Here is a 20,780-nt window from a genome sequence, read left to right as displayed (position 1 = left end):
CTGTGAAGGATGCGGAGGAGCCTGTGCGGCGTGGGCGGCGGCTGGCCATGGACGTCGCGCTGTGGCTCGGGCTCTGCGGTTGGGTGGTCGTCGACGCGGGATCCAGCACGAGGCACTGGGAACTGCTGGTCGGGCTCATCGCGACCACGGCCGCGATCGCGGTGTCACGCCGGTACCCGGTGGTCTCGCTCGCCATCGCGATGCTCGCGAGCTTCGTCATCCTGGGCAGTTTCGGCGGTCGAGTGCCGATTTGGGAGGGGTTCCTCCTGGTCGCGGTGAGCTATCTCGCCGGCTACCGGCAGCCGATCGCGAAGCCGATGTTGCGCGTTTTCGCCGTCGTCACCTTGGTCGCGATCCCCGTCGCGCTGATCTGGGGCGACGACGGGTTCGCCGACTGGGGCGCGGTGCTCGGGCTCCTGGTCTTCGCGTCGGTGACGCCGTGGCTGCTGGGCAAGTACATCCGGCAGCGCGAGGACATGGCGCGCGACGGCTGGCGTCGCGCCGAGGAGATGGAGAGCCGTCAGCGGCTCATCGCCGACCGGGCGAGGCTGCGCGAGCGCACCCGGATCGCCAGTGACATGCACGATTCGCTGGGTCACGAACTCAGCTTGATCGCGGTCCGGGCCGCGGCGCTCGAAGTCGCGGGCGGCCTCGACGAGAAGCAGCGGGAGGCCGCCGGTGACCTGCGGCAGAGCGCCGCGACGGCGACCGAACGGCTGCGCGAGATCATCGGGGTGCTGCGTGAGGACGACGCGCCGACCGAGCCGGTGGACGAGAGCATCGACGAACTTCTCGACCGGGCGAGGACATCGGGCGTGCTGATCAAGTCCTTTGTGGATGATCCGGCCGACGGCGAGCCACGCATGGTCGATCGCGCGGCCTATCGCGTGGTGCAGGAGTCGGTGACGAACGTCGTGAAGCACGCGCCCGGCGCCGCCGTCACCGTCCGGGTCGTGCGATCCGAAGGACGGACCGATGTCGTGGTCACCAACGCGCCGCCGCCGGCGGGACCCTTGCCCGGCCGGGCTTCGGGACGACGCGGGCTGATCGGGCTGCGTGAGCGGGTCCGGCTGGTGGGCGGGACCTTGCGGGCGGTACCGCACGACGGCGGCTTCGAGGTCAGTGCGAGCTTGCCGCATGACGCCGCACCGTCTGAGGAGTCGCCGGAAAGCCAGGCGGCGATGGACGCCGAAGTGGGACAGTCGACGTCGGCGAGGGAACTCGAACGCGCCCGCCGGGATGTCCGGCGCAGCCTGATCCAGGCGATCGTCGTGCCGATCGGGCTCTTCGGGGTGCTGGTCGGGATCAGCGGGGTGGTGTTCCTCGTCCAGTGGTACGGCTCGGAACTCCTCAAGGGGGACTATGACCGCATCCGGCTGGGCCAGCCGAGGGCGGAGATCGCATCCGTCCTGCCCGGTGGCCAGCGGAGCGCGCGACCCCGTCACGGGGAACCACTGGTGCCCGCCGGGGCGACCTGCGAGTACTACGGCACCGAGCGCACCCTGTTCCATAGGTACTACGAGGCTTACCGGCTGTGCTTCGCCGACGGGAAACTCGTGGCGAAGGACGTGATCAGTGAAGACGAGCAAAGGGGGAACCCGGATGATCCGGGTGGTGCTGGCCGATGACGAGGCGATGATCCGCGCCGGGGTGTCGGCGATCCTGGCCGCGGACGCCGGGATCGAAGTGGTCGCGGAGGCCGAGGACGGCCGCGCCGCCGTCGAGCAGGTCCGCGCGACCCGGCCGGACGTCGTGCTCCTCGACATCCGGATGCCGGTCATGGACGGGCTCAAGGCGGCCGAGGAGATCCGGCGGCTGCTGCCCGAGATCGGCGTGATCATGCTGACCACGTTCGGCGAAGACACCTACATCGAGCGTGCGCTGGGCCTCGGCGCGAGTGGTTTCCTGCTGAAATCAGGGGATCCCCGCGAGCTGCTGTCCGGGATCCGCGCGGTCGCCGGTGGGGCGGCCTTCCTTTCGCCGAAGGTCGCGCAGCGGGTGATCGCCCGCTTCTCCGGCAATCGGGTTTCCCGGGCCGAAGAGGCGAAGGCGCTGATCGGCAAGCTGACCCCGCGCGAACAGGAAGTGCTGGCGCTGCTGGGTTCCGGACTGTCCAATGCGGACATCGCCGGGAGGCTGTTCGTGGTCGAGGGCACGGTGAAGGCTTATGTGAGCACCATCCTCAACCGGCTCGGCGCGCGGAACCGGGTGCAGGCGGCGATCACCGCGTACGAGGCGGGGCTGGTCGGCGGGGAACGGGAGGAATCCAGCCGCTGACACCGGCGCCGGCGCGGGCGGTGAGCGCGCCGGGGAGCAGGCGGGCCACGCCGTTGCGGACGGCGACTGCGAGCGGATTGCGCAGCTGCGGGCCGAGTTTCCCCGCCTGGACCGAGGCTTTGACGACCGCTTGACTGCGCGGGCGGCGCTGCTCGTCGTAACTCTTCAGCGCCGCGTCGACGTCTTCGGTGTCGCTGAGCGCGGCGGCGAGGACGACGGCGTCCTCGATCGCCTGGCAGCCGCCTTGACCGAGGAACGGCGGCATCGCGTGCGCCGCGTCGCCGAGGAGCGCGACGCGTCCCCGCACGTAGGACGGCAGGGGAGTGCCGAGCAGATAGAGATCGTGGTGGAGCAGCGCCTCGGGCGCGGTCGCTTCGATGAGCTCGGGGATGGGCTCGTGCCAGCCGCCGAAGCGCCTCCGCAGGTACGCCTTCGGGTTTTCGTGCCGGATTCCCGGTTCGGCGACGTAGCTCGCCCACCAGTAGACCCGGCCGTCGTGCAAGGGGATGACGCCGATCTCGGCGCCGTCGTCCCAGCTCGTGCTGAGGTCGGCCGCGTGGGGAAGGGCGGTCACCGCGCGGAAGGCCGTGCTGCCGCTGTAGACCGGTTCGGGATGCCGCGGCCACAGCTGTTTCCGGAGCGCGCTGTGGATTCCGTCGGCGGCGACGATGACGTCTGTGTCGAGATCGTCAAGATCGTCGAGGCCGGTGACCTCGGTGCCGGTGCGGACGCAGCCCGCGGGCAGGGCGTCGCGGAGCGCGTCGATGAGGTCGGCGCGGTGGATGGCGGCGAGTGGGCGCCCGTGGTGACGGCGGAACGCCTCGGCATCCCAACGGGTGATGCGGCGGCCCGCGCGGTCGTGGAGGCCGCCCGAAGCCTGTTCCCGCAGTTTGCCGAGGTGGACGCCCAGTGTTTCGAGTGACCGCAGGGCGTTCGGCCACAGGGAGATGCCCGCGCCGGCCGCGGTGATCTCCGGCGCCCGTTCCAGGACGGTGACCTCCCAGCCGATGCCGTGCAGTCCGATGGCGGCACTCAGTCCGCCGATTCCCCCGCCGACCACGATCGCTTTGCGCATGTCGACCTCCTCTACATTTGTAGAGTACTACTACACTTGTAGAGTGCGAAAGGCGACGATCGGGGACGCGGCCATCGAGGTGATCGCGGCCGAAGGGATGCGCGGACTGACGCATCGGGCCGTCGACCGGTTCGCCGGGCTGCCGCCGGGGTCGACCTCGTACTACGCGCGGACGCGGGCGGCGCTGCTGGAGCTGGCGATCTCGCGGATGGTCGAACTCGACGACGTCACCCTGGATCCCGCGCCCGGGCAGCTGGCGGAATACGTGGCGGGGTTCGCCCACGCGGCGATCACGCGGGGGCGGACGCGGATGCTCGCGCGGTACGAGTTCGCGCTGGAGGCGACGCGGCGGCCGGAGTTGCGCGAGGCGTACGACCGCGGGGGGCTGGTCATCCGGCGGCGGTGTGCCGAGGTACTGGCCGTCCGCGGATCGGCCGAGCCGGAGCGGCACGCACGGGTGCTCGTCGCGTGGCTGGACGGGACGATCTTCGACGCGCTGGCCGGGACGGGCTCGCTGCGGCCGCCGGATCTCGCGGAGATGACGCGGGGAGCGCGGGAGGTCTTGGCGGGGCTCGGAGTGGCGGGGTAGCAGGGGACCTTTGCTATCGCCTGGGCGCTGACCTGCGGTTTTGGCGCGGAAGAGAGCAAGGGACCTTTGGTGTCGCTTCTCTCGATGTTGAGGTAAGCGCGAGCTGGCAGTGGCGGTGTGAAGGGACAGTTTGGGTCGGGGGTGTGTGGAAATAGGGACGTTGAATGTCCCTATTTCCACACACCCTGCACGGACGGTCACCTCTCGGGCGTGATCGGACCGGTGGTCACCCTTGTCAGGGCGCTGCCCGGAAGTCCTGGGACCCGAGAGTCCGTGAAGGCATCCTTGCCTACCTTGAGAGTAGGGAAGGAGACCTTCACGGACCTGCCGCTCCACCTGAAGTGTCGCGTGGAAGCGAGAGCAAAGGTCCCTTGCTCCCCCGCTCAGGCGTCGCGTCGCCGGAGCACGGTGGAACCGGCGGCGAGTCCGGCCGCCGCCCAAGCCGTGCAGAGCACGATGCCGACCCAGGGCGCGTAGGGCGCGACGCCGCCGAAGATGGGGTTCGGCTCCCCTGCGGAGAGCATCGCGTTCACGCCCGCGAAGCCGGGGAAGTAGTTCACGAGGTCTTCCCCGCCCAGCGAACCGGCGAACATCGGGATCATCACCAGCAGGACGAACACCGTCACGATCGTCCCCGCCGTGCTTCGCAGCGCCGTGCCCAGGCCGAGGCAGAGCAGGCCCAGCAGTCCGAAGTAGCCACCCATGCCCGCGGCAGTCGTGAGGACATCGCCCACCGAGGAATCCCGCGCGGGGATCAGCGGTGCCGAGATCGCCACGGCGAGAAGGGTGTTCAGAACGCCGTAGCCGAACAGGACCGGCAACAGGACCGCCGATTTCGCCGCGAGAAGCCGGTTCCGCACCGGGATCCACTGCAAGGTCGAGCGGATGCTGCCGCTGGCGTATTCGCTCGTGATGAACAGCGCCGCCAGCGCGACCACGGCGAACTGGGTGAGGTAGAAAGCCGCCCCGGTCACCACGGCGTGCGGGGCCATCGAGTTTTCGACGCCCGCGTGCGCGGCCAGGCCCAGCGCGCCGGAGTAGGCGAGCATCAGGACGACCCCGAGGCTCAGGCACCACCACGTCGAGCGGACCGACCAGAACTTGGTCCATTCCGAAGAGATCGCGTTCATCGTGCGCTCCACTGCTTGAAGAAACCGGTCAGCCGGTCACGGAAGAAGTCCAGCGCCTTCCGGGAATCGATCGAGCCGTACTGGTTCTCGACCTCTGCCGGCGGAATCTGCGGCCGCAGCCCCAACTGGTCGATCAGGATCGCCGCGTCGGTCACCGACGAATGGCCACTGTCCTTGACCAGGAACCGCTCTTTCGGCCCGGTGAGCCGCGGCCAGGTCTCGTCCCAGGTCGGGCTGAAGTGCTCCTCGCCGATCGGACTCGTCAGGAGAAGCAGCGGCCGGTCGAGGGAAACGGTGCCGTAGAAGGGGCCGTCGACGTTCACGCCCGCTTTGACCCGCCGGTCGGCGGCCATCGTGGCGGCGGTCGCCGAACCACCGGCGGAGTGACCGGCCATCCCGATCTTCCCGGTATCGATCGACCAGCGCCGGTCCTTCACCAGGGTGTCGATGACGAACGACGTGTCGATCGCGCGGTTCGCGATCGCGGCGGGCCAAGGGTCGTTCTGCTGTCCACAAGGGACGCACTGGCGCAGGCCGCCGGGGAACTCCGTCGCCCAGGCTTCGTAGGCGTGGTCGATCCCGGCGACCACGAAACCTTGTGCGGCAAGATGTTCCGCCACCGAGGTCAGAGTGATCCGGTTGTTGCCCGCGCCCGGCGAGAGCAGGACCAGCGGGCGACGTCCGGGCAGCGAAGGCGCGTTCTCCCTCGAGTGGACCCGCACCTTGCTCAGCGTGTCCGGCGGCACGTCGAGCTTCCGCCCGGCGACCGCGGCCGCCGACTCCGCGTGCGTCATGTACAGCGGTGCCCGCCCGATCGGGACCGCCGGGTACCAGACGTTGACCATCAGCTCGCGCCGCTTCTCGGGCACCCAAGGATCGGCTCGCGCCTGGTCGGTGAGGTGCAGCGTGCGCAGTCCGATCGGGAACGGGCCGCCCGGCGCGGGCAGCGACAGATTCGGTGCCGCCGCCGCGGCCGCCGGCACCCCCAGCAGACCGGCGATCACCGCCACCAGGACCATGAGTGACTTCATGCCGCGACTCCCGTTCCGTATTCGACCGACGACGCGGTCAATTCCATGTAGGCCTGTTCCAGCGACGCCGTCTGTTCGGTCAGCCCGTGCACGCGGATCCCGAGTTCGTGCACCGCGTCACCGACACGGTGGACGGGCAGGTCGTGCACGATCAGTTCGTCCCGGTCGGCTTCCGTGGTCGCGCCGAGCGCGCGCAGACGCTGGTCGAGTGCGCGCAGTTCGGCGGGAACGGGCACCCGTACCGCGACCGACGTCCGTGAATTGCCCGCGATGAATTCGTCCACCGGGGCGTCGGCGAGCAGTTTTCCCTTGCCGATGACGACCAGCCTGTCCGCGGTCAGCTGCATCTCGCTCATCAGGTGGCTCGACACGAACACCGTGCGGCCCTCCGCCGCCAGCGAACGCATCAGCTGTCGCACCCAGCGGACGCCGTTGGGGTCGAGGCCGTTGACCGGTTCGTCGAACATCAGCACGCCCGGGTCGCCCAGGAGCGCGCCGGCGATGCCCAGCCGTTGTCCCATGCCGAGCGAAAACGTCCCGGCTCGTTTGCCCGCGACATCGGTGAGACCGACCGTCGCGAGCACCTCGTCCACCCGGCTCGCCGGGAGCCCGTTGCTGCGCGCCATCGCCAGGAGGTGCTTGCCCGCGCTCCGGCCGGGGTGCAGTGCCTTGGCCTCCAGCAACGCGCCGACCTCACGCAGCGGATACCGCAGGTCCGCGTACTTCTCGCCGCCGATGTGGACCTCGCCGCCGCTCGGCGCGTCGAGGCCGAGCGTCATCCGCATGGTCGTCGACTTGCCCGCGCCGTTGGGACCGAGGAAACCGGTCACCTTGCCCGGCTCGACGGTGAAGGACAGCCCGTCGACCACCGTCTTCTCGCCATAGCGCTTCGTGAGTCCTCGAAGCGTGATCATCCGCGCCCTCCTTCGTGTACCGAAAGTTTCCGACGCGGGGACACGTGCGGACATCGCCCCGAAGTCATCGGTCATCCCTTACTTTCGACAGGTGCCGCTCGGCACGAGTCACCCCGGAAAGGCAGAATCGGCGCCATGACCACCCGCGAACAACGGCGCGTGAATCCGCTCGACCTGGTGATGCTCGTCCTCGCCGTGTTCTCCGTCGGGCTGCTCGTCTACGTGACGTTCTTCCCGCATTCGGACGAGACGGCGCACACCGTCTTCATCATCGACACGGCGGTGTGCGGGATCTTCGCGCTCGAATTCCTGTGGCGATGGCGGCGCAACGGCTGGGAGAAGTGGTTCCCGCTGCGCAACTGGTACGAAATCCTCGGCATGATCCCGATCGCGCATCCGGCGCTGCGCGGGTTCCGGCTGCTGCGGATCCTGGTCGTGCTCGTCCGGCTCGCGCGCACGGCCGACCGCGCGTTCGGGGAGCGGTTCACCCAGCGGCTGGTCGAACGGCTTTCGCGGCCGATCGTGCTGGCGATCAAGAAACCGATCACGATCGCGGTGCTCGACGAGGTCGTCAAGGTGCTGGAAACCGGGAACTACCCGCAGAACCTCGCACGGTCACTGGGTGACAACCAATCGCTGCTGCGGGGGATCATCGCCGAGAAGCTGAAGAACGACCCGCAGGCCGGACGGCTTTCCAAGCTTCCGTTCCACGACGAGGTGGTGCGTTCGGTGATCGACACCGCGATGCGCGTGATCCTCGAAGTACTGACGGACCCGCGGATCGACGAGTTCTTCGCGCATGTCGTGCGGGAGAACCGGGAGCAGATCCGGAGCGCGGTGCAACTCGGGCTGAACGAGAAAGAGGACGACGAGGAGCTGGCCGCGCAGCTGCCGACCAGGCCTCAGCACCAGATGATGGACTGAAGGAGATTCTGGAAGTGTCATGAAAGGGGCTTTCAGGACGAAAATTGTCCTGAAAGCCCCTTTCATGACATCCGGCGCCGCGCGGTCCGCCGGGTCGGAGCCGCGCTCAACGGGTCTTCCGGCCAGGGATGCTTCGGATAGCGCCCGCGGAGATCGGCGCGTACGGCCGCGTAACCGTTGCGCCAGAACGATTCCAGATCCGCGGTGACCGCCGCGGGCCGACCGGCGGGCGAGAGCAGGTGCAGGACGACGGGGACGCCCGCCAGCTCCGGCGTCGCGAGCCAGCCGAAGGTCTCCTGCAGTTTCACGGCCAGCACCGGCTGCTCACCCGAGTAGTCGACCCGGATCCGCGAACCCGACGGCACCTCCAGCCGGTCCGGCGCCAACTCGTCCAAGCGCGACGCTTCGGGCCAGGGCATCAGCCCGCGCAGCGCGGCGCCCGCGTCCAGCGACGCCAGGTCCGACCGGCGGCGCGCCGAGCCGAGATCGAGCCAGCTGTCCACAGTGGACAAGAGGGCGGCGTCATCGACCGCGGGCCACGGTGAGCCCAGCACCCGATGCAGGAAGGACAGCCGTTCGCGCAGTCGCCGCCCGTCCTCCGACCAGCGCAGCAGGCCGAGTCCCTCGGTGCGCAGGCCGTCCAGCAGCGCGGCGCGGATCGCGTCCGGCGCGGGGGAGCGCAACGGCTTCTCCGACAGCACGATCGCCCCGAGCCTCCGCATCGAACGCGCTACGACGTCCCCGCCCGCCCAGTGCACTTCGTCCACCGTCGAAACGAGATTCGGCGCCGCGCGCACGGCGAGGGCCTCGTCGGCGGGGGCGGCCAGCCGGATGATGCCCTGCGCGCGGCCGGGATCGCGGGTCGCTTCGGCCACCGCCAGCCATTCGACGTCCGCCAGTCCGCTGCCGCGCGGCAGTTCCGCCGCCGTGCCACCGGCCATCAGATACACCGGCGTCCCCGCGGAACGCCGCCGCGCGAGCCGTTCGGGATGCGCCAGGGCCACGACCAGTGCCGGATCGGACGCCTTGCCGCCGTCGGGCACCAGCTTGGAAAGTCTTCGCACGTCGGACTTCCAGCGCCCGTCGTCCCGCACACGCCGCAGCTCGGCTTCGAGATCGGTCAGGGTGCCGCCGCTGTCCAGCAGCGCGACGACCTCGGCCGCCGAACGCGCGTTGGTCCGCGCCGCGCCGTCCAGCAGCGCCCGCGCCAGGCGCGGATGCAGCCCGAGCCCGGCCATCTTCCGGCCGCGGTCGGTCACCGTCCCGTCTTCGGTGGTCGCCCCGAGCGTGGTCAGCAACGCGCGACCGGCGGCCAGCGCGCCTTCACCCGGCGGATCCCACCAGGAGAGGCCGGAGCCGTCCGGAGTGGACCAGCACGCGAGTTCGAGCGCGAAGCGCGCCAGCTCCGCCGTCCTGATCTCGGGTTCGGGGTAGGCGGGCAGGGACCCCTGCTCGTGCGCCGCCCAGCACCGGTACGCGCGCCCCGGCGCCTCGCGCCCGGCCCGGCCGGTGCGCTGTTCCGCGACGGCGGCCGAAACGCGGACCGTCGCCAGCCCCGGCAGTCCGCGCCGGTGATCGACGCGGGGGACCCGGGACAGGCCGCAGTCCACCACCGCGCGGACACCCGGCACGGTCAGGCTGGACTCGGCGACCGACGTCGAGAGCACCACCCGGCGGCGGGCACGCGGGCGCAGCGCGTCGTCCTGACTCGCCGCCGAAAGCCGTCCGTGCAGGGGCAGTACGTCCGCGTCCAGGCCGCCGAGCATGCCGCTGACCCTGGAGATTTCACCGGCACCGGGAAGGAAGGCGAGTACGTCACCGTCTCCTTCGGACAGTGCTTTGTGGATCGCTCGGACCACGGTCGCCTCGATCCGCTCGCCGCGTGCGGGCGGGGAGTACGAGACGTCGACCGGATAGGTCCGCGCGTGCGCGGTGATCACCGGCGCGTCACCGAGTAGGGCCGCCAGCCGTCCGGCGGCCACGGTGGCGGACGTCGCGAGCAGGCGCAGGTCGTCCCGCAGCCCTGCGCGCACGTCCAGCAGCAGCGCGAGCAGCAGGTCCGCGTCGAGGTGGCGCTCGTGGCATTCGTCGAGCAGGACGGTCGACACCCCGGCCAGTTCGGGATCGCCCTGCACCCGCCGGACCAGCAGTCCCGAAGTGACCACTTCGATCCGCGTCGAAGACGAGACCTTCCGGTCTCCGCGTACCGAGTAACCGACCGTCTCGCCGACCCGTTCGCCCAGCAGGGACGCCATCCGCGCCGCCGCGGCCCGTGCGGCCAGCCGCCTCGGTTCGGCGACGATCACCCGGCCTTCGCCATTGTCCAGCGCGAGCGGCACCAGGGTGGTCTTGCCGGTTCCAGGGGGCGCGACGAGCACGGCGGTGCCATGGGCGTCGAGAGCGGCTTCGAGTTCGGGCAGGACGGCGCGAACCGGCAGATCGGGAAGGGTCACTGCTCGGTGACCTGCGGCGGGGGCGGGATTCGGTAGCCGGACGGGCCGATGTTGCGGTTCAGCGAGTCGAGCCAGTCGCCGGAAGAGATCATCTTCTGGATGGCCCTGGCCACCGCCGCGCGGCCCTCCGTGTCACCTTTGCGCAGGCCGACGCCGTATTTCTCCTTCGAGAACGGCTTGCCGACGACTCTCAGCAACTCCGGGTTCTGCGCCACGTAGCCCGCCAGGATGACGTCGTCGGTGGTCACCGCGTCGACCTGCTGCGCGAGCAGCGCCGTGACGCAGTCCTGGTAGCGCGGGTATTCGACGAGCTGGACGGCCTGGGCGAACTTGTCGCGCACCTGCTCGGCCGAGGTGGTGCCGCCCACGGCGCACAGTTTGCGGCCGTTGAGGTTCTCGGGACCGGTGATGTCGGTCGACCGGAGGCGGACGAGCAGGTCCTGGCCGGTGTCGAAATACGGTCCGGCGAAGGCGACCGTCTGTTTCCGTTTTTCGGTGATCGAGTAGGTCGCCACCATCAGATCCGTGACCCCGGATGTTATGTCCGTCTCGCGCGACGACGGCTTGCTGTCGTGCCAGGTGATGTGATCCTCGTCGACACCCAATTCGCTCGCGATGTACTTCGCCACGTCGACGTCGAAGCCGACATACCGTCCGTCGACCGTCCGTTTGGAGAGACCCGGCTGGTCGAAGCGGATGCCGATGGTGAGTTTGTTGGACCCGACGGCGCGCGCGACGAGGGAATCCGCCGGACCCGCCTCTTTGCTGCAGGCCGCCGTTGTGACCAGCATCAAACAGACCGTCAGCAGGGCGCGTCCCCTCATCGGGTACCTCCGTCCGCCGCCTCACGTTGTTCTCAGGGTCGACGGCTAGCCTAGGCCCGTGCGTAGACCGCCCCAAGTCGTGCTCGACGCCGTGGGCACCCTCGCCCGGCTCGGACTGGCCGCCGTCTGGTTGATTTCCGGAGCGCTGAAGATCAGTGATCCGGGGCAGACCTATGTCGCCGTGCAGGCGTTCGACGTCCTGCCGGACGGGCTCGTCCGCCCGGTCGCGATCGGGATGCCGCTCGCGGAACTGGCGCTCGGCCTGCTCCTGCTCGCCGGGTTCGTGACCCGCTGGGTGTCGGTGCTGTCGGTGCTGCTGCTCGCGGTGCTCATCGCCGCGATCGCCCAATCGTGGGCGCGCGGGCTGAGCATCGATTGCGGCTGCTTCGGCGGTGGCGGTCAGATCGCCGCGGATCAGACGCAGTATCCGCAGGAGATCGCCAGGGACCTCGGGTTCGCCCTGCTGGGTGTCTGGCTGATCGTGCGGCCGCGGACCTGGCTGTCCGTGGACGGCTGGCTCGGGAACTCTCGGGGCCCCGCCGACGACGACTATGTGGGTATCGCTGAAGGGAACGAATAATCGTGGGTGGAGCTGAGCGCAACGCTCGGAAACGCAAGCAGCAGCAGACGGCCTCGCGCTCCGTGGCACAGGCCAGGGGCGTCGCGGGCGGCGACAAGAAGAAGGTCGTCGCGATCACGGTCGCGGTGGTCGTGCTCGCCGCGCTGGTGATCGGCGGCGTGATCTGGACGACGTCCAGCAAGGACAGCACCGAGGGCAAGGTGATCGCGGCGCAGTCGGGCACCTGGGCGGCGGGCGTCGTCGAGAAGCGCGACGGGGCCGTCGTGACGGCCGGCAAGCCCGAGGCGAAGAAGTCCATCGACGTCTACGCCGACTTCCTGTGCCCTGTTTGCAAGCAGTTCGAAGAGTCGTTCAAGGGGCAGATCGAGGAGCAGGTGAACAACGGGACCCTGCAGGTCCGCTATCACATGCTGCCGATGCTCAACCAGCGTTCCGACCCGCCGGGCTACTCGCTGGACTCCGCCAACGCCTCGCTCGCCGCGGCCGACGCGGGCAAGTTCCTCGCCTTCCACGACGCGCTGTTCAAGGACCAGCCGCAGGAAGGCGCGCGCGGATTCGACAAAGCGCAGCTGATCAAGCTCGGCAAGGACGTCGGCATCACCGACCCGGCCTTCGCGACGGCGATCAACACCGGCGTCTACGAGCAGCAGATCCAGGACGCGTACAAGAAGACCTCCACGGATCCGTCGCTGCAGCAGGACTTCGGCAACGGTCCCGGCTTCGGCACGCCGACGGTCGCGTCGAACGGGCAGGTCGTGAAGCTCGAGAAGGACTGGCTGAAGAAGGTCGTCGGCTAGTTTTTCGCCGCGTTTAGTCCTCTAGTTGCGGTAGTTGCGCGTGCAAAGACCGCAACTAGAGGACGAAACGCAGGGGAGTCAGGGGCGCGAAGCGGAGGCGACGGACGCGAGGGCCTGTACGCGGGCTGTCTCGGCGGAGCGCGGCCAAACGAGGCCCCACTCGACGTCGGGTGAACCGGCGAAGGGCACGAAGCGGATCCGGGGATGCGAGAAGTACTCCTGCGCGTGCGCGGCGAGCGGGCAGATTCCGGCGCCGGTGGCGATCGCGGCGAGCAGTTCCTGAAACGTCGCGAAGGGTTTGCCCCGGGTCACGAGATATCCGGCAGGCGTCAGCCACTGTCGCGGTTCCTCGAACCAGTACGGCTTTGGCGGATGTGCCGCGCGGAGGACGGTGTCGCGCGCGAGATCGTCCAGGGTGACTGACTTTCGTCGTGCGAAAGGGTGTTTCGACGACACCGCGAGCACCATCGGTTCGGCGTACACGGCCGGTCCGGTCGCGAGATCGGCTTCGTCGACCGGAAGCAGGGTCACCAAGACGTCGACCTCACCCGATCGCAGCATCGCGAAGGGGTCGGCGAAGTCGGCCTCTCGGATGAGCAATTCCGTGCCGGGATAACGCTGCCGGAAGCGATTCAGGAGATCTTCGGTCAGATCGGCGACGCCGGGGGCCTCGAAGCCCAGCCGCAGCACGCCGCCGATCCCGCGCCCGGCCGCGACCGCGCGTTCGATGCCTTCGTGCAGCGCGCGGTACGCGGGGCCGAGGTCGTCGCGCAGCCGTTTGCCGATCGGGGTGAGCTGGACCCGCCTGCTGGTGCGGGCGAACAGCGGGGCGCCGATCCGGCGTTCCACCTGTTTGATCGTCTGGCTCACCCGTGCCTGCGAGACGTGCAGCCGCTCGGCGGTGCGGCCGAAATGCAATTCGTCGGCCAGCGCCAAGAAGATCTCGATGTCCCGCAGTTCCATAATCCCCAGGTTATCGATTCGGGCCGGTGTCGGTCACCGGGAACCGTCTTTTCCGCAGGTCTAGACCACGCCAGCTTTGTCATGCGTTAATTCAAGTCTTGAACTTACGCATGGTGTCGAGGAGGACCCGAATGCGGAGATTCACCCTGGGGATAGTGACGGCCGCGCTGGTGCTGGGGTCGCATACCCCGGCAGTCGCCGGAAACGGCCCCGCTTACCGGGACGCTTGGCGGCCGGTAAAAGTGCGCGTGGCCGATCTGCTTTCGCGGATGACCCTCGACGAGAAGATCGGCCAGATGACGCAGGCCGAGCGGCTCGGGATCAAGGCGCCCGGCGACGTCACCAAGGGCATGCTCGGTTCCCTGCTCTCCGGCGGCAGCTCCCAGCCGACCCCGAACAACGCGGTCACGTGGGCCGACATGTACGACAACTTCCAGAAGGAAGCTCTCGCGACCCGGCTCGGCATCCCGCTGATCTACGGTGTCGACGCCGTCCACGGCCACAACGGGCTCTACGGCGCCACGGTCTTCCCGCACAACATCGGCCTCGGCGCGACGCGCGATCCCGCGCTGGTCGAGAAGATCGGCCGCGCGACCGCCGAAGAGGTCTCGGGCACCGGCATCGACTGGAACTTCGCGCCGTGCCTGTGCGTCGCGCGCAACGACCGGTGGGGACGCACGTACGAGTCCTTCGGCGAGGTACCGGAAATCGCGTCCGCGATGACGACGGCCATCGACGGGATGCAGGGCCGTTCGCTGTCCGCGCCCGGATCGGTGCTCGCGACCGCGAAGCACTACATCGGCGACGGCGGCACCACCGGCGGCGACGACCAGGGCGAGACCGGCATCAGCGAAGCCGAACTCCGCAAGGTGCACCTGCCGCCGTTCCGCGAGGCCGTCCGCCGCGGCGTCGGCTCGGTGATGATCTCCTACAGCAGCTGGAACGGCCTCAAGATGCACGCCGGTTCCTACCTGATCAACGACGTGCTCAAGGGCGAACTCGGGTTCTCCGGCATCGTGATCTCGGACTACAACGGCATCGACCAGATCGACCGGCAGCCGGGCTTCACCCCGGCCGAGGTCACCGCGTCGATCAACGCCGGCATCGACATGGTGATGGTGCCCTTCGAATACCGGAAGTTCATGGACACGCTGAAGTCCGAGGTCCTCGCCGGACGGGTCACGCAGGCGCGGATCGACGACGCGAACAAGCGCATCCTGACGAAGAAGTTCGAGCTGGGCCTGTTCGAACGGCCGCTGACCGATCGCCGGTTTCTCAAGACCGTCGGCAGCGACGAGCACCGCGCCCTCGCGCGGCAGGCCGTCCGGCAATCACAGGTGCTGCTGAAGAACGAGAACCGGGTGCTGCCGCTGGACAAGTCGCGCAACCGGATCTTCGTCGCGGGCAAGAGCGCCGACGACATCGGGAACCAGAGCGGCGGCTGGACGGTCGGCTGGCAGGGCAAGAGCGGTCCGGTCACCGAGGGAACGACCATCCTGCAAGGGATCCGGCACACCGCGAAGCCGTCGTCCACGGTCACCTTCGACAAGGACGCGAACGGGATCGACAAGTCCTACGACGTCGCTGTCGCGGTGGTCGGGGAGACGCCGTACGCCGAAGGCCGCGGTGACAAGCCGGAGGGAATGGGGCTCGACGCCGAAGATCTGGCGACCTTGAAGCGGCTGCAGGACAGCGGCGTCCCGACGGTGGTGGTGCTCGTTTCCGGGCGGCCGCTGGACATCGCCCGGCAGGTGCCGGCTTGGGACGGGTTGATCGCGTCGTGGCTGCCCGGCTCCGAAGGCCAGGGCGTCGCGGATGTGCTCTTCGGTGACTACAACCCCACCGGCAAGCTGCCGGTGACCTGGATGCGCAGTGCTGACCAGCAGCCGATCAACGTCGGCGATGGAAAGTCCGGGCTGTTCCCGTTCGGGTTCGGCCTTCGCTATCGGCATGGGTGGTGAGCAAGATGAAGAAATTCGCGGTCCGGCTCGCTCTGCTGTTCGTTTCGTGTCTCGCACTGGCGCTGGCGCCGGTGACGGCACAGGCGGCACCCGCGTTCAAGGTGCTGGCCTTCTACAACGGCACCTACGACGCGGCGCACATCAGCTTCGTCAAGGAAGCCAACCAGTGGTTCCCGAACACCGCTTCGCAGAACAACTTCAGCTACACCGCGACCAACAACTGGAACCAGCTGAACTCCCTGCAGCCTTCGCAGTACCAGGTCGTGCTGTTCCTGGACGACCTGCCGCAGACCTCGTCGCAGCGCGCGGGTTTCGAGCGCTACGTGAAGGCGGGTGGCGCGTTCTTCGGTTTCCACGTCGCCGCGTTCAACACCAATCCGTCCACTTGGGACTGGTATCACAACAAGTTCCTCGGCACGGGCGCGTTCAAGTCCAACACCTGGGGACCGACGACGGCGACGCTGAAGGTGGAGAACCGGCCGCATCCCTCGACCACGCGGCTGCCCGCGACGTTCACCTCGTCGGTGAGCGAGTGGTACGCCTGGAACAGCGACCTGCGCAAGAACCCGGACATCCGGATCCTCGCGTCGGTGGACCCGGTGAGCTTCCCGCTGGGGACCGACCCGAACCAGTCCTGGTACAGCGGGTATTACCCGATCCTCTGGACCAACAGCAAGTACAAGATGCTGTACGCCAACTTCGGCCACAACAAGATGAACTACGAGACGAACCAGCCGTTGTCGTCGACCTTCGGCAGTGAGGTGCAGAACCGCTTCGTCATCGACGGTCTGCTGTGGCTCGGCGGCGCTCTCGTAAGTCCGTGAAGGCCTCCTTGAGGGACCCTGAGTCCCTCAAGGAGGCCTTCACGGACTTTGACCCCAGCACCCAGTCGTGCGGGCGACAGCAAAGGTCCCTTGCTACTCCTCGATGGCGCCGCCGACCGAGCGCAGGTGTTCGCGGAACGTCAGCGAAGGCGTCTTCGCGCGCTCCGCGAGGAAGTCGGCGAAGCGCACCTGCTGGCGAAGGGACTCTCCGGCGCGGATCCGGTCGGCCTGGAGCCGTTCCGTGTCGCGGATGCTCTCGGCGCGGTCCAAGACCTCGTCGGCCCGGTCGGCCGCGATGAACAGGACCCCGTCCTCGTCGCCGAACACGAGGTCGTCCCGGGTCACCGTCCATTCGCCGACGACGGCCGAGTCCAGCGCGCCGTCCGGGCGGGCCGAGACCGAGAGCGGGCCGGTCGGGATCGAGCCGAGGCTGAACACGGGCAGGCCGATCTTCTTGATGTCGGCAGTGTCGCGGTGCAGGCCCCAGATGACGACGCCGCCCAGCCCGGCCGCCTCCGCTTCGAGGACCGCGAGGTCCCCGACGCAGCTTTCGTCGAGCCTTCCGCGGTTGTCGACGACGAGGATGTCGCCGGGGTTCGCGGTTTCGTACGCCTCCAGGAAGACGTCGACGCTGCCGACGTGCCGGGCGGGGGTGACCCGCCCGGCCACGCGGCCGCCGGGCACGACCGTGTGCGTGCCGGCGGGCGCGCATCGGACCGGTACGCCCGCGCGGACGCAGCCGTCGGTCAGATGCGCGGTGGTCAGCTGGGAGAACCGCTGCCGAAGCTCCTCGGGATCCATGTCCCGACTTTAGCCACGGCGCCACACCACGGGGGTGTTGCCGCCGCCGCTGCTCTCCAGCGTTCCGGCGATCTCGCCGTTGTCGCCCACGACGATGCCGTACGCGTTGCCGGGGGAGGGAAGCGTCGTCACCGGGCCGCCCGGGGACCACACCGTGGGAGTTCTCGGCGAGATCCATCCGGTGACCAGGCCGGATCCGTTGAGCGCCATCGTGTACATGTTGTCCGGGACCTCCTCGGAGGTGTCGATGGACGACCAGAGCCGGTCGCCCAGCTGGGTCGAGGCCAGCACCTTCCCGTTCCGGATCGCGATCCCGCGTGATTCCCGGAGGCCGTCCGGGAGGACGAGCTGCCGCAGTACCCCGTCCTTCCAGAGCCAGGTGCCGCCGAACTGCTCGTTCAGCAGGATGGTTCCGTCTTGGTCGATGCCGACGGGGAAGAGCAACGGCGGGACGTCCAGCAGCACCGGGTGCTCACGGTCGCCGGACGGCCAGAAAGCGGCCGTGGAGCCGTAGCGGATGTCGTTGAACACCGTGCCGACGACGTCGCCGCGGTCGTTCGTACCGCGGGCTTGCGTGTTGTAGTAGCCCGGAACCTTCCCCAGGAACTGGAAGCCGCCGTTCTCGAAGGCGAAGGCGTGCTTGTCCGGGTAGCGGCTCCCCTCCGGGTAGGAGACGGCGTTGCCGAGGACCGAACCGGACGCGTTCTCGTCGACCGCTTCGACCGAGGTGTAGCCCGCCGGGATGCCGTGGTCCTCGAAGGTCCCGCCCGCCCAGGTGATCAGCCTTCCGTCGTAGGTCCCCGCGTAGCCCCCGGTGCCGTTCGTGGCGTTCACCCGCGCGGTTCCGCCACCGCCGGACGGCAACGGCAGGTAGCTCATCGTCCAGTCACTCGCCGACGCGGTGCCTGCCGACAGCAGTCCCGCGGCGACGGTGGCCGCCATGACCAGGCTCGTGCGCTTCATCGAAACCCCCTGTGAGTCGTGTCCGTCCTGTTTAACGGGGGTGCGCTCCTGCTGTCTGCGTCACCTGACACGGAGCGTGCCGTAAGTAACATCCGTGCAGGATTGTATGTAAGGGGTTGATAAATACAGACCTGTCTGTATCTTCAGTTTCAGTAGCGACCGGCAACGACAAGGAGCGTCGTGGTGGCCAACAAGGTGTACGTCGTCGGCGTGGGCATGACGAAGTTCGAGAAACCCGGACGCCGCGAGGACTGGGACTACCCGCAGATGGCCAAGGAGTCCGGGACGAAGGCGCTCGAAGACGCCGGGATCTCGTTCGACGAGGTGCGGCAGGCCTACGTCGGCTACGTCTACGGCGAGTCGACCTCGGGGCAGCGCGCGGTCTACGAGCTGGGCATGACCGGCATCCCGGTGGTCAACGTCAACAACAACTGCTCGACCGGGTCGACGGCGCTGTACCTGGCCGCGGAGGCGATCCGGGGTGGTCGCGCGGACTGCGTGCTCGCGCTCGGGTTCGAGAAGATGCAGCCGGGATCGCTCGGCTCGACCTACGACGACCGCGAGCAGCCGATGGGCAAGCACCTCCAGGCGCTCGCGGAGATCTCCGAGGTGCTCTTCCCTCCCGCGCCGTGGATGTTCGGCGCGGCGGGCCGTGAGCACATGAAGACCCACGGCACGACCGCCGAGCACTTCGCGAAGATCGGCGAGAAGAACCACCGGCACTCGGTGAACAACCCGTACGCGCAGTTCCAGGAAAGCTATTCGCTGCAGGACATCCTGGACTCGCGGATGATCTACGACCCGCTCACGAAGCTTCAGTGTTCCCCGACCTCGGACGGTTCGGGCGCGGCGATCCTCGCCAGCGAGTCCTTTGTGGACTCGCACGGGCTGGCGGATCAGGCCGTCGAGATCGTCGGGCAGGCGATGACCACCGACTTCGCCAGCACCTTCGACGGGACCGCGAAGAACATCATCGGCCACGACATGAACGTCCAGGCCTCGCGCCAGGTCTACGACCAGGCCGGGCTGGGGCCGGAGGACTTCCAGGTCATCGAGCTGCACGATTGCTTCTCCGCCAACGAACTCCTGCTCTACGAAGCGCTGGGACTCTGCGCCGAAGGGGAGGCCGGGAAACTGGTCGACGCCGGGGAGACCACCTACGGCGGGAAATGGGTCGTCAACCCGTCCGGCGGGCTGATCTCCAAGGGGCACCCGCTCGGCGCCACCGGCCTCGCGCAATGCGCCGAACTGACCTGGCAGCTGCGGGGAACCGCGGACAAACGCCAGGTCGACGGCGTCGAAGCCGCGCTGCAGCACAACATCGGACTCGGTGGCGCCGCCGTCGTCACCGCCTACCAGCGCGCCGTGCGCTGATCTCACCGAAAGGAAGAACCATGGGCAAGATCAGTGCCTCCGTCGAACTCCCCGCGGCTCCCGACAAGGTCTGGGCGGAGTTCTCCAACCCCAACAACTTCGAGAAGTGGCTGACCATCCACACCAAGTGGAGGGGCGAGGTCCCGGCCGAATTCTCCAAGGGGGCGCAGGCTTCCGAGGTCGTCACGATGCTCGGGATGCCGAACACGATCACCTGGACCGTCGACGAGTTCGAGGCGCCCTCGAAGCTCGCGATCTCCGGGACCGGGATGGCCGGGGTGAAGGTCAAGTTCGAGCTGTCGGTGGAAGCGTCCGGCGACGGCTCGCTCGCCAGCATCGACGCGGAGTTCGCAGGACAGATGATCATCGGCGCGCTCGGCAAGGCCGTCGAGAAAGACGGCAAGAAGAACCTTGACGCCTCCCTCGAGAACTTCAAGGCGCTGGTCGCGTGACCGACGAGCGGTTCGATCCCGGCGGGCTCGGCAAGTGGACCGACGAGTCCCGGTTCGAGGTGACCCGCGAACGGCTGATCGAGTACGCGAAGGCCACCAACGACCCGATCCCGGCGCATCTCGCCGGGGACGTCGCGAGCCCCGTGTTCGCGATCGTGCCGGTGTTCGAGTCGCTGATGGAACCCGCGCTGGAGGTCGTCCCGGTCGGGCTGTTCGGCCGGATCGTGCACGGGGAACAGGAATTCCGCTTCCACCGGCCGATCAGGCCCGGTGACAAGCTCGTGTCGCGAGCGCGGATGACCGGGTATGAGGGCCTTCCGAACGGCACCCGCGGCACCATCCACCTCGAATGCCGGACCGAGGACGGCGACCTCGTCAACGAGCAGTACGTGACGTTGTTCGTCCGCGGGTTCGACACCGGCGAGACCCGGGGCGAACTCGGGCCGGAGCACAAGTTCGACGACGCGCTGCGCGCACAGGCGCCGGTGGCGGAGGTGAAGCAGCACGTCGACGACGACCAGACGTACCGGTACGCGCCCGCCGCGGGCGACCCGATGCCGATCCATCTCGACGAAGAGGTCGCGAAGGATTCGGGACTGCCGGGGATCATCGCGCACGGCCTGTGCACCATGGCGTTCACGTCCTGGGCGCTGCTGACCGAGGTCGCCGGGTCCGATGTGGACAGACTGAAACGATTCGCCGTCCGGTTCGCCAAACCGGTACTGCCCGGCCAGGACCTGACGACGCGGATCTGGCGCGCGGGCGCCGGGAGCCACGCGTTCGAAACCACCGTCGGCGAGACGGTCGTGATCAAAGACGGTCTCGCGGAATTCGCGGAGTAGGAGCCA

20 protein-coding genes are annotated in these 20,780 nt (G+C 68.6%); 11 read left to right on the top strand and 9 right to left on the bottom strand.

Features of this window, described 5'->3' with window-relative positions; translation table 11 throughout:
- Positions 1 to 23 precede the first annotated feature (23 nt).
- Positions 24 to 1,628 carry a sensor histidine kinase gene (locus tag ACZ5IK_RS33070; RefSeq protein WP_465491309.1) on the top strand — a complete coding sequence of 535 codons (1,605 nt, stop codon included), beginning with the start codon at positions 24 to 26 and terminating at the stop codon, positions 1,626 to 1,628.
- The gene (locus ACZ5IK_RS33065; protein WP_410605870.1) at positions 1,603 to 2,277 is read left to right on the top strand and encodes a response regulator transcription factor; all 675 of its coding nucleotides are present in this window, start codon (positions 1,603 to 1,605) and stop codon (positions 2,275 to 2,277) included. The genes ACZ5IK_RS33070 and ACZ5IK_RS33065 overlap by 26 nt, the downstream gene beginning before the upstream one ends.
- Here the strand turns inward: ACZ5IK_RS33065 and ACZ5IK_RS33060 are convergent.
- Positions 2,222 to 3,352, bottom strand: a complete 1,131-nt coding sequence (locus tag ACZ5IK_RS33060) for an FAD-dependent monooxygenase (RefSeq protein ID WP_465491294.1) — start codon at positions 3,350 to 3,352, stop codon at positions 2,222 to 2,224. The two genes, ACZ5IK_RS33065 and ACZ5IK_RS33060, sit on opposite strands and share 56 nt — an antisense overlap.
- Before the next feature lie 43 nt (positions 3,353 to 3,395).
- Between ACZ5IK_RS33060 and ACZ5IK_RS33055 the strand changes: the two genes are divergently transcribed.
- On the top strand, positions 3,396 to 3,941 hold the full coding sequence (locus ACZ5IK_RS33055) for a TetR/AcrR family transcriptional regulator (RefSeq protein WP_465491293.1): 546 nt from the start codon (positions 3,396 to 3,398) through the stop codon (positions 3,939 to 3,941).
- Between the two features lie 383 nt (positions 3,942 to 4,324).
- Here the strand turns inward: ACZ5IK_RS33055 and ACZ5IK_RS33050 are convergent, their stop codons facing one another.
- From ACZ5IK_RS33050 to ACZ5IK_RS33040, 3 genes are read right to left on the bottom strand one after another with little or no spacing between them, the layout of a single operon-like run.
- Positions 4,325 to 5,071 carry an ABC transporter permease gene (locus ACZ5IK_RS33050; RefSeq protein ID WP_465491292.1) on the bottom strand — a complete coding sequence of 249 codons (747 nt, stop codon included), beginning with the start codon at positions 5,069 to 5,071 and terminating at the stop codon, positions 4,325 to 4,327.
- Complete coding sequence (locus ACZ5IK_RS33045; protein WP_465491291.1) at positions 5,068 to 6,102, bottom strand: alpha/beta hydrolase family protein; 1,035 nt, start codon at positions 6,100 to 6,102, stop codon at positions 5,068 to 5,070. Before ACZ5IK_RS33045 ends, ACZ5IK_RS33050 begins: the two co-directional genes overlap by 4 nt.
- Positions 6,099 to 7,016 (bottom strand): ABC transporter ATP-binding protein, encoded by a 918-nt coding sequence (locus ACZ5IK_RS33040; RefSeq protein WP_465491290.1) that lies wholly within the window; start codon positions 7,014 to 7,016, stop codon positions 6,099 to 6,101. The genes ACZ5IK_RS33045 and ACZ5IK_RS33040 overlap by 4 nt, the downstream gene beginning before the upstream one ends.
- Before the next feature lie 135 nt (positions 7,017 to 7,151).
- Between ACZ5IK_RS33040 and ACZ5IK_RS33035 the strand changes: the two genes are divergently transcribed.
- The gene (locus tag ACZ5IK_RS33035; RefSeq protein ID WP_465491289.1) at positions 7,152 to 7,940 is read left to right on the top strand and encodes an ion transporter; all 789 of its coding nucleotides are present in this window, start codon (positions 7,152 to 7,154) and stop codon (positions 7,938 to 7,940) included.
- 62 nt (positions 7,941 to 8,002) lie between these two features.
- Here the strand turns inward: ACZ5IK_RS33035 and hrpB are convergent, their stop codons facing one another.
- Together hrpB and ACZ5IK_RS33025 are read right to left on the bottom strand one after the other, a co-directional pair.
- Positions 8,003 to 10,393, bottom strand: a complete 2,391-nt coding sequence (hrpB, locus tag ACZ5IK_RS33030) for an ATP-dependent helicase HrpB (RefSeq protein ID WP_465491288.1) — start codon at positions 10,391 to 10,393, stop codon at positions 8,003 to 8,005.
- The gene (locus tag ACZ5IK_RS33025; RefSeq protein ID WP_465491287.1) at positions 10,390 to 11,217 is read right to left on the bottom strand and encodes a glutamate ABC transporter substrate-binding protein; all 828 of its coding nucleotides are present in this window, start codon (positions 11,215 to 11,217) and stop codon (positions 10,390 to 10,392) included. The genes hrpB and ACZ5IK_RS33025 overlap by 4 nt, the downstream gene beginning before the upstream one ends.
- Positions 11,218 to 11,308: 91 nt before the next feature.
- Between ACZ5IK_RS33025 and ACZ5IK_RS33020 the strand changes: the two genes are divergently transcribed.
- The gene (locus tag ACZ5IK_RS33020) at positions 11,309 to 11,797 is read left to right on the top strand and encodes a MauE/DoxX family redox-associated membrane protein (RefSeq protein WP_465491308.1); all 489 of its coding nucleotides are present in this window, start codon (positions 11,309 to 11,311) and stop codon (positions 11,795 to 11,797) included.
- A 2-nt stretch (positions 11,798 to 11,799) separates the two neighbouring features.
- Positions 11,800 to 12,594, top strand: a complete 795-nt coding sequence (locus ACZ5IK_RS33015) for a DsbA family protein (RefSeq protein ID WP_465491286.1) — start codon at positions 11,800 to 11,802, stop codon at positions 12,592 to 12,594.
- A 78-nt stretch (positions 12,595 to 12,672) separates the two neighbouring features.
- On the opposite strand, the gene ACZ5IK_RS33010 is transcribed toward ACZ5IK_RS33015, so the two are convergent.
- Positions 12,673 to 13,557: a LysR family transcriptional regulator gene (locus ACZ5IK_RS33010; RefSeq protein ID WP_465491285.1), complete on the bottom strand. Its 885-nt coding sequence runs from the start codon at positions 13,555 to 13,557 to the stop codon at positions 12,673 to 12,675.
- Between the two features lie 131 nt (positions 13,558 to 13,688).
- On the opposite strand from ACZ5IK_RS33010, the gene ACZ5IK_RS33005 reads away from it, so the two are divergent.
- Positions 13,689 to 15,518: a glycoside hydrolase family 3 protein gene (locus ACZ5IK_RS33005; RefSeq protein ID WP_465491284.1), complete on the top strand. Its 1,830-nt coding sequence runs from the start codon at positions 13,689 to 13,691 to the stop codon at positions 15,516 to 15,518.
- 5 nt (positions 15,519 to 15,523) lie between these two features.
- Positions 15,524 to 16,342, top strand: coding sequence for a ThuA domain-containing protein (locus ACZ5IK_RS33000; protein WP_465491283.1), 819 nt, complete (start codon positions 15,524 to 15,526; stop codon positions 16,340 to 16,342).
- 93 nt (positions 16,343 to 16,435) lie between these two features.
- On the opposite strand, the gene ACZ5IK_RS32995 is transcribed toward ACZ5IK_RS33000, so the two are convergent.
- A complete protein-coding gene (locus ACZ5IK_RS32995; protein ID WP_465491282.1) occupies positions 16,436 to 17,143 on the bottom strand; it encodes an RraA family protein in 708 nt (235 codons plus the stop codon).
- A 9-nt stretch (positions 17,144 to 17,152) separates the two neighbouring features.
- Positions 17,153 to 18,106 (bottom strand): hypothetical protein, encoded by a 954-nt coding sequence (locus tag ACZ5IK_RS32990; RefSeq protein ID WP_465491281.1) that lies wholly within the window; start codon positions 18,104 to 18,106, stop codon positions 17,153 to 17,155.
- Positions 18,107 to 18,286: 180 nt separating this feature from the next.
- Between ACZ5IK_RS32990 and ACZ5IK_RS32985 the strand changes: the two genes are divergently transcribed.
- From ACZ5IK_RS32985 to ACZ5IK_RS32975, 3 genes are read left to right on the top strand one after another with little or no spacing between them, the layout of a single operon-like run.
- The gene (locus ACZ5IK_RS32985; protein ID WP_465491280.1) at positions 18,287 to 19,480 is read left to right on the top strand and encodes a lipid-transfer protein; all 1,194 of its coding nucleotides are present in this window, start codon (positions 18,287 to 18,289) and stop codon (positions 19,478 to 19,480) included.
- A 20-nt stretch (positions 19,481 to 19,500) separates the two neighbouring features.
- Complete coding sequence (locus ACZ5IK_RS32980; protein ID WP_465491279.1) at positions 19,501 to 19,932, top strand: type II toxin-antitoxin system Rv0910 family toxin; 432 nt, start codon at positions 19,501 to 19,503, stop codon at positions 19,930 to 19,932.
- Positions 19,929 to 20,774, top strand: coding sequence for a MaoC/PaaZ C-terminal domain-containing protein (locus tag ACZ5IK_RS32975; protein WP_465491278.1), 846 nt, complete (start codon positions 19,929 to 19,931; stop codon positions 20,772 to 20,774). Before ACZ5IK_RS32980 ends, ACZ5IK_RS32975 begins: the two co-directional genes overlap by 4 nt.
- The last annotated feature ends 6 nt before the right edge of the window (positions 20,775 to 20,780 follow it).

The sequence above is a fragment of the Amycolatopsis sp. NPDC031561 genome (genome assembly GCF_055580625.1).
The sequence above is the reverse complement of the archived record's forward strand: the minus strand, read 5'-3'. Positions and strand labels throughout refer to the sequence as shown.

What these genes read in the sequence shown, in the direction of transcription:
- ACZ5IK_RS33065 (WP_410605870.1), top strand. Translation starts at nt 1,603, where the DNA reads ATGATCCGGGTGGTGCTGGCCGATGACGAGGCGATGATCCGCGCCGGG.
- ACZ5IK_RS33060 (WP_465491294.1), bottom strand. Translation starts at nt 3,352, where the DNA reads ATGCGCAAAGCGATCGTGGTCGGCGGGGGAATCGGCGGACTGAGTGCC.
- ACZ5IK_RS33050 (WP_465491292.1), bottom strand. Translation starts at nt 5,071, where the DNA reads ATGAACGCGATCTCTTCGGAATGGACCAAGTTCTGGTCGGTCCGCTCG.
- ACZ5IK_RS33045 (WP_465491291.1), bottom strand. Translation starts at nt 6,102, where the DNA reads ATGAAGTCACTCATGGTCCTGGTGGCGGTGATCGCCGGTCTGCTGGGG.
- ACZ5IK_RS33040 (WP_465491290.1), bottom strand. Translation starts at nt 7,016, where the DNA reads ATGATCACGCTTCGAGGACTCACGAAGCGCTATGGCGAGAAGACGGTG.
- ACZ5IK_RS33035 (WP_465491289.1), top strand. Translation starts at nt 7,152, where the DNA reads ATGACCACCCGCGAACAACGGCGCGTGAATCCGCTCGACCTGGTGATG.
- ACZ5IK_RS33025 (WP_465491287.1), bottom strand. Translation starts at nt 11,217, where the DNA reads ATGAGGGGACGCGCCCTGCTGACGGTCTGTTTGATGCTGGTCACAACG.
- ACZ5IK_RS33010 (WP_465491285.1), bottom strand. Translation starts at nt 13,557, where the DNA reads ATGGAACTGCGGGACATCGAGATCTTCTTGGCGCTGGCCGACGAATTG.
- ACZ5IK_RS33005 (WP_465491284.1), top strand. Translation starts at nt 13,689, where the DNA reads ATGCGGAGATTCACCCTGGGGATAGTGACGGCCGCGCTGGTGCTGGGG.
- ACZ5IK_RS33000 (WP_465491283.1), top strand. Translation starts at nt 15,524, where the DNA reads ATGAAGAAATTCGCGGTCCGGCTCGCTCTGCTGTTCGTTTCGTGTCTC.
- ACZ5IK_RS32995 (WP_465491282.1), bottom strand. Translation starts at nt 17,143, where the DNA reads ATGGATCCCGAGGAGCTTCGGCAGCGGTTCTCCCAGCTGACCACCGCG.
- ACZ5IK_RS32990 (WP_465491281.1), bottom strand. Translation starts at nt 18,106, where the DNA reads ATGAAGCGCACGAGCCTGGTCATGGCGGCCACCGTCGCCGCGGGACTG.
- ACZ5IK_RS32980 (WP_465491279.1), top strand. Translation starts at nt 19,501, where the DNA reads ATGGGCAAGATCAGTGCCTCCGTCGAACTCCCCGCGGCTCCCGACAAG.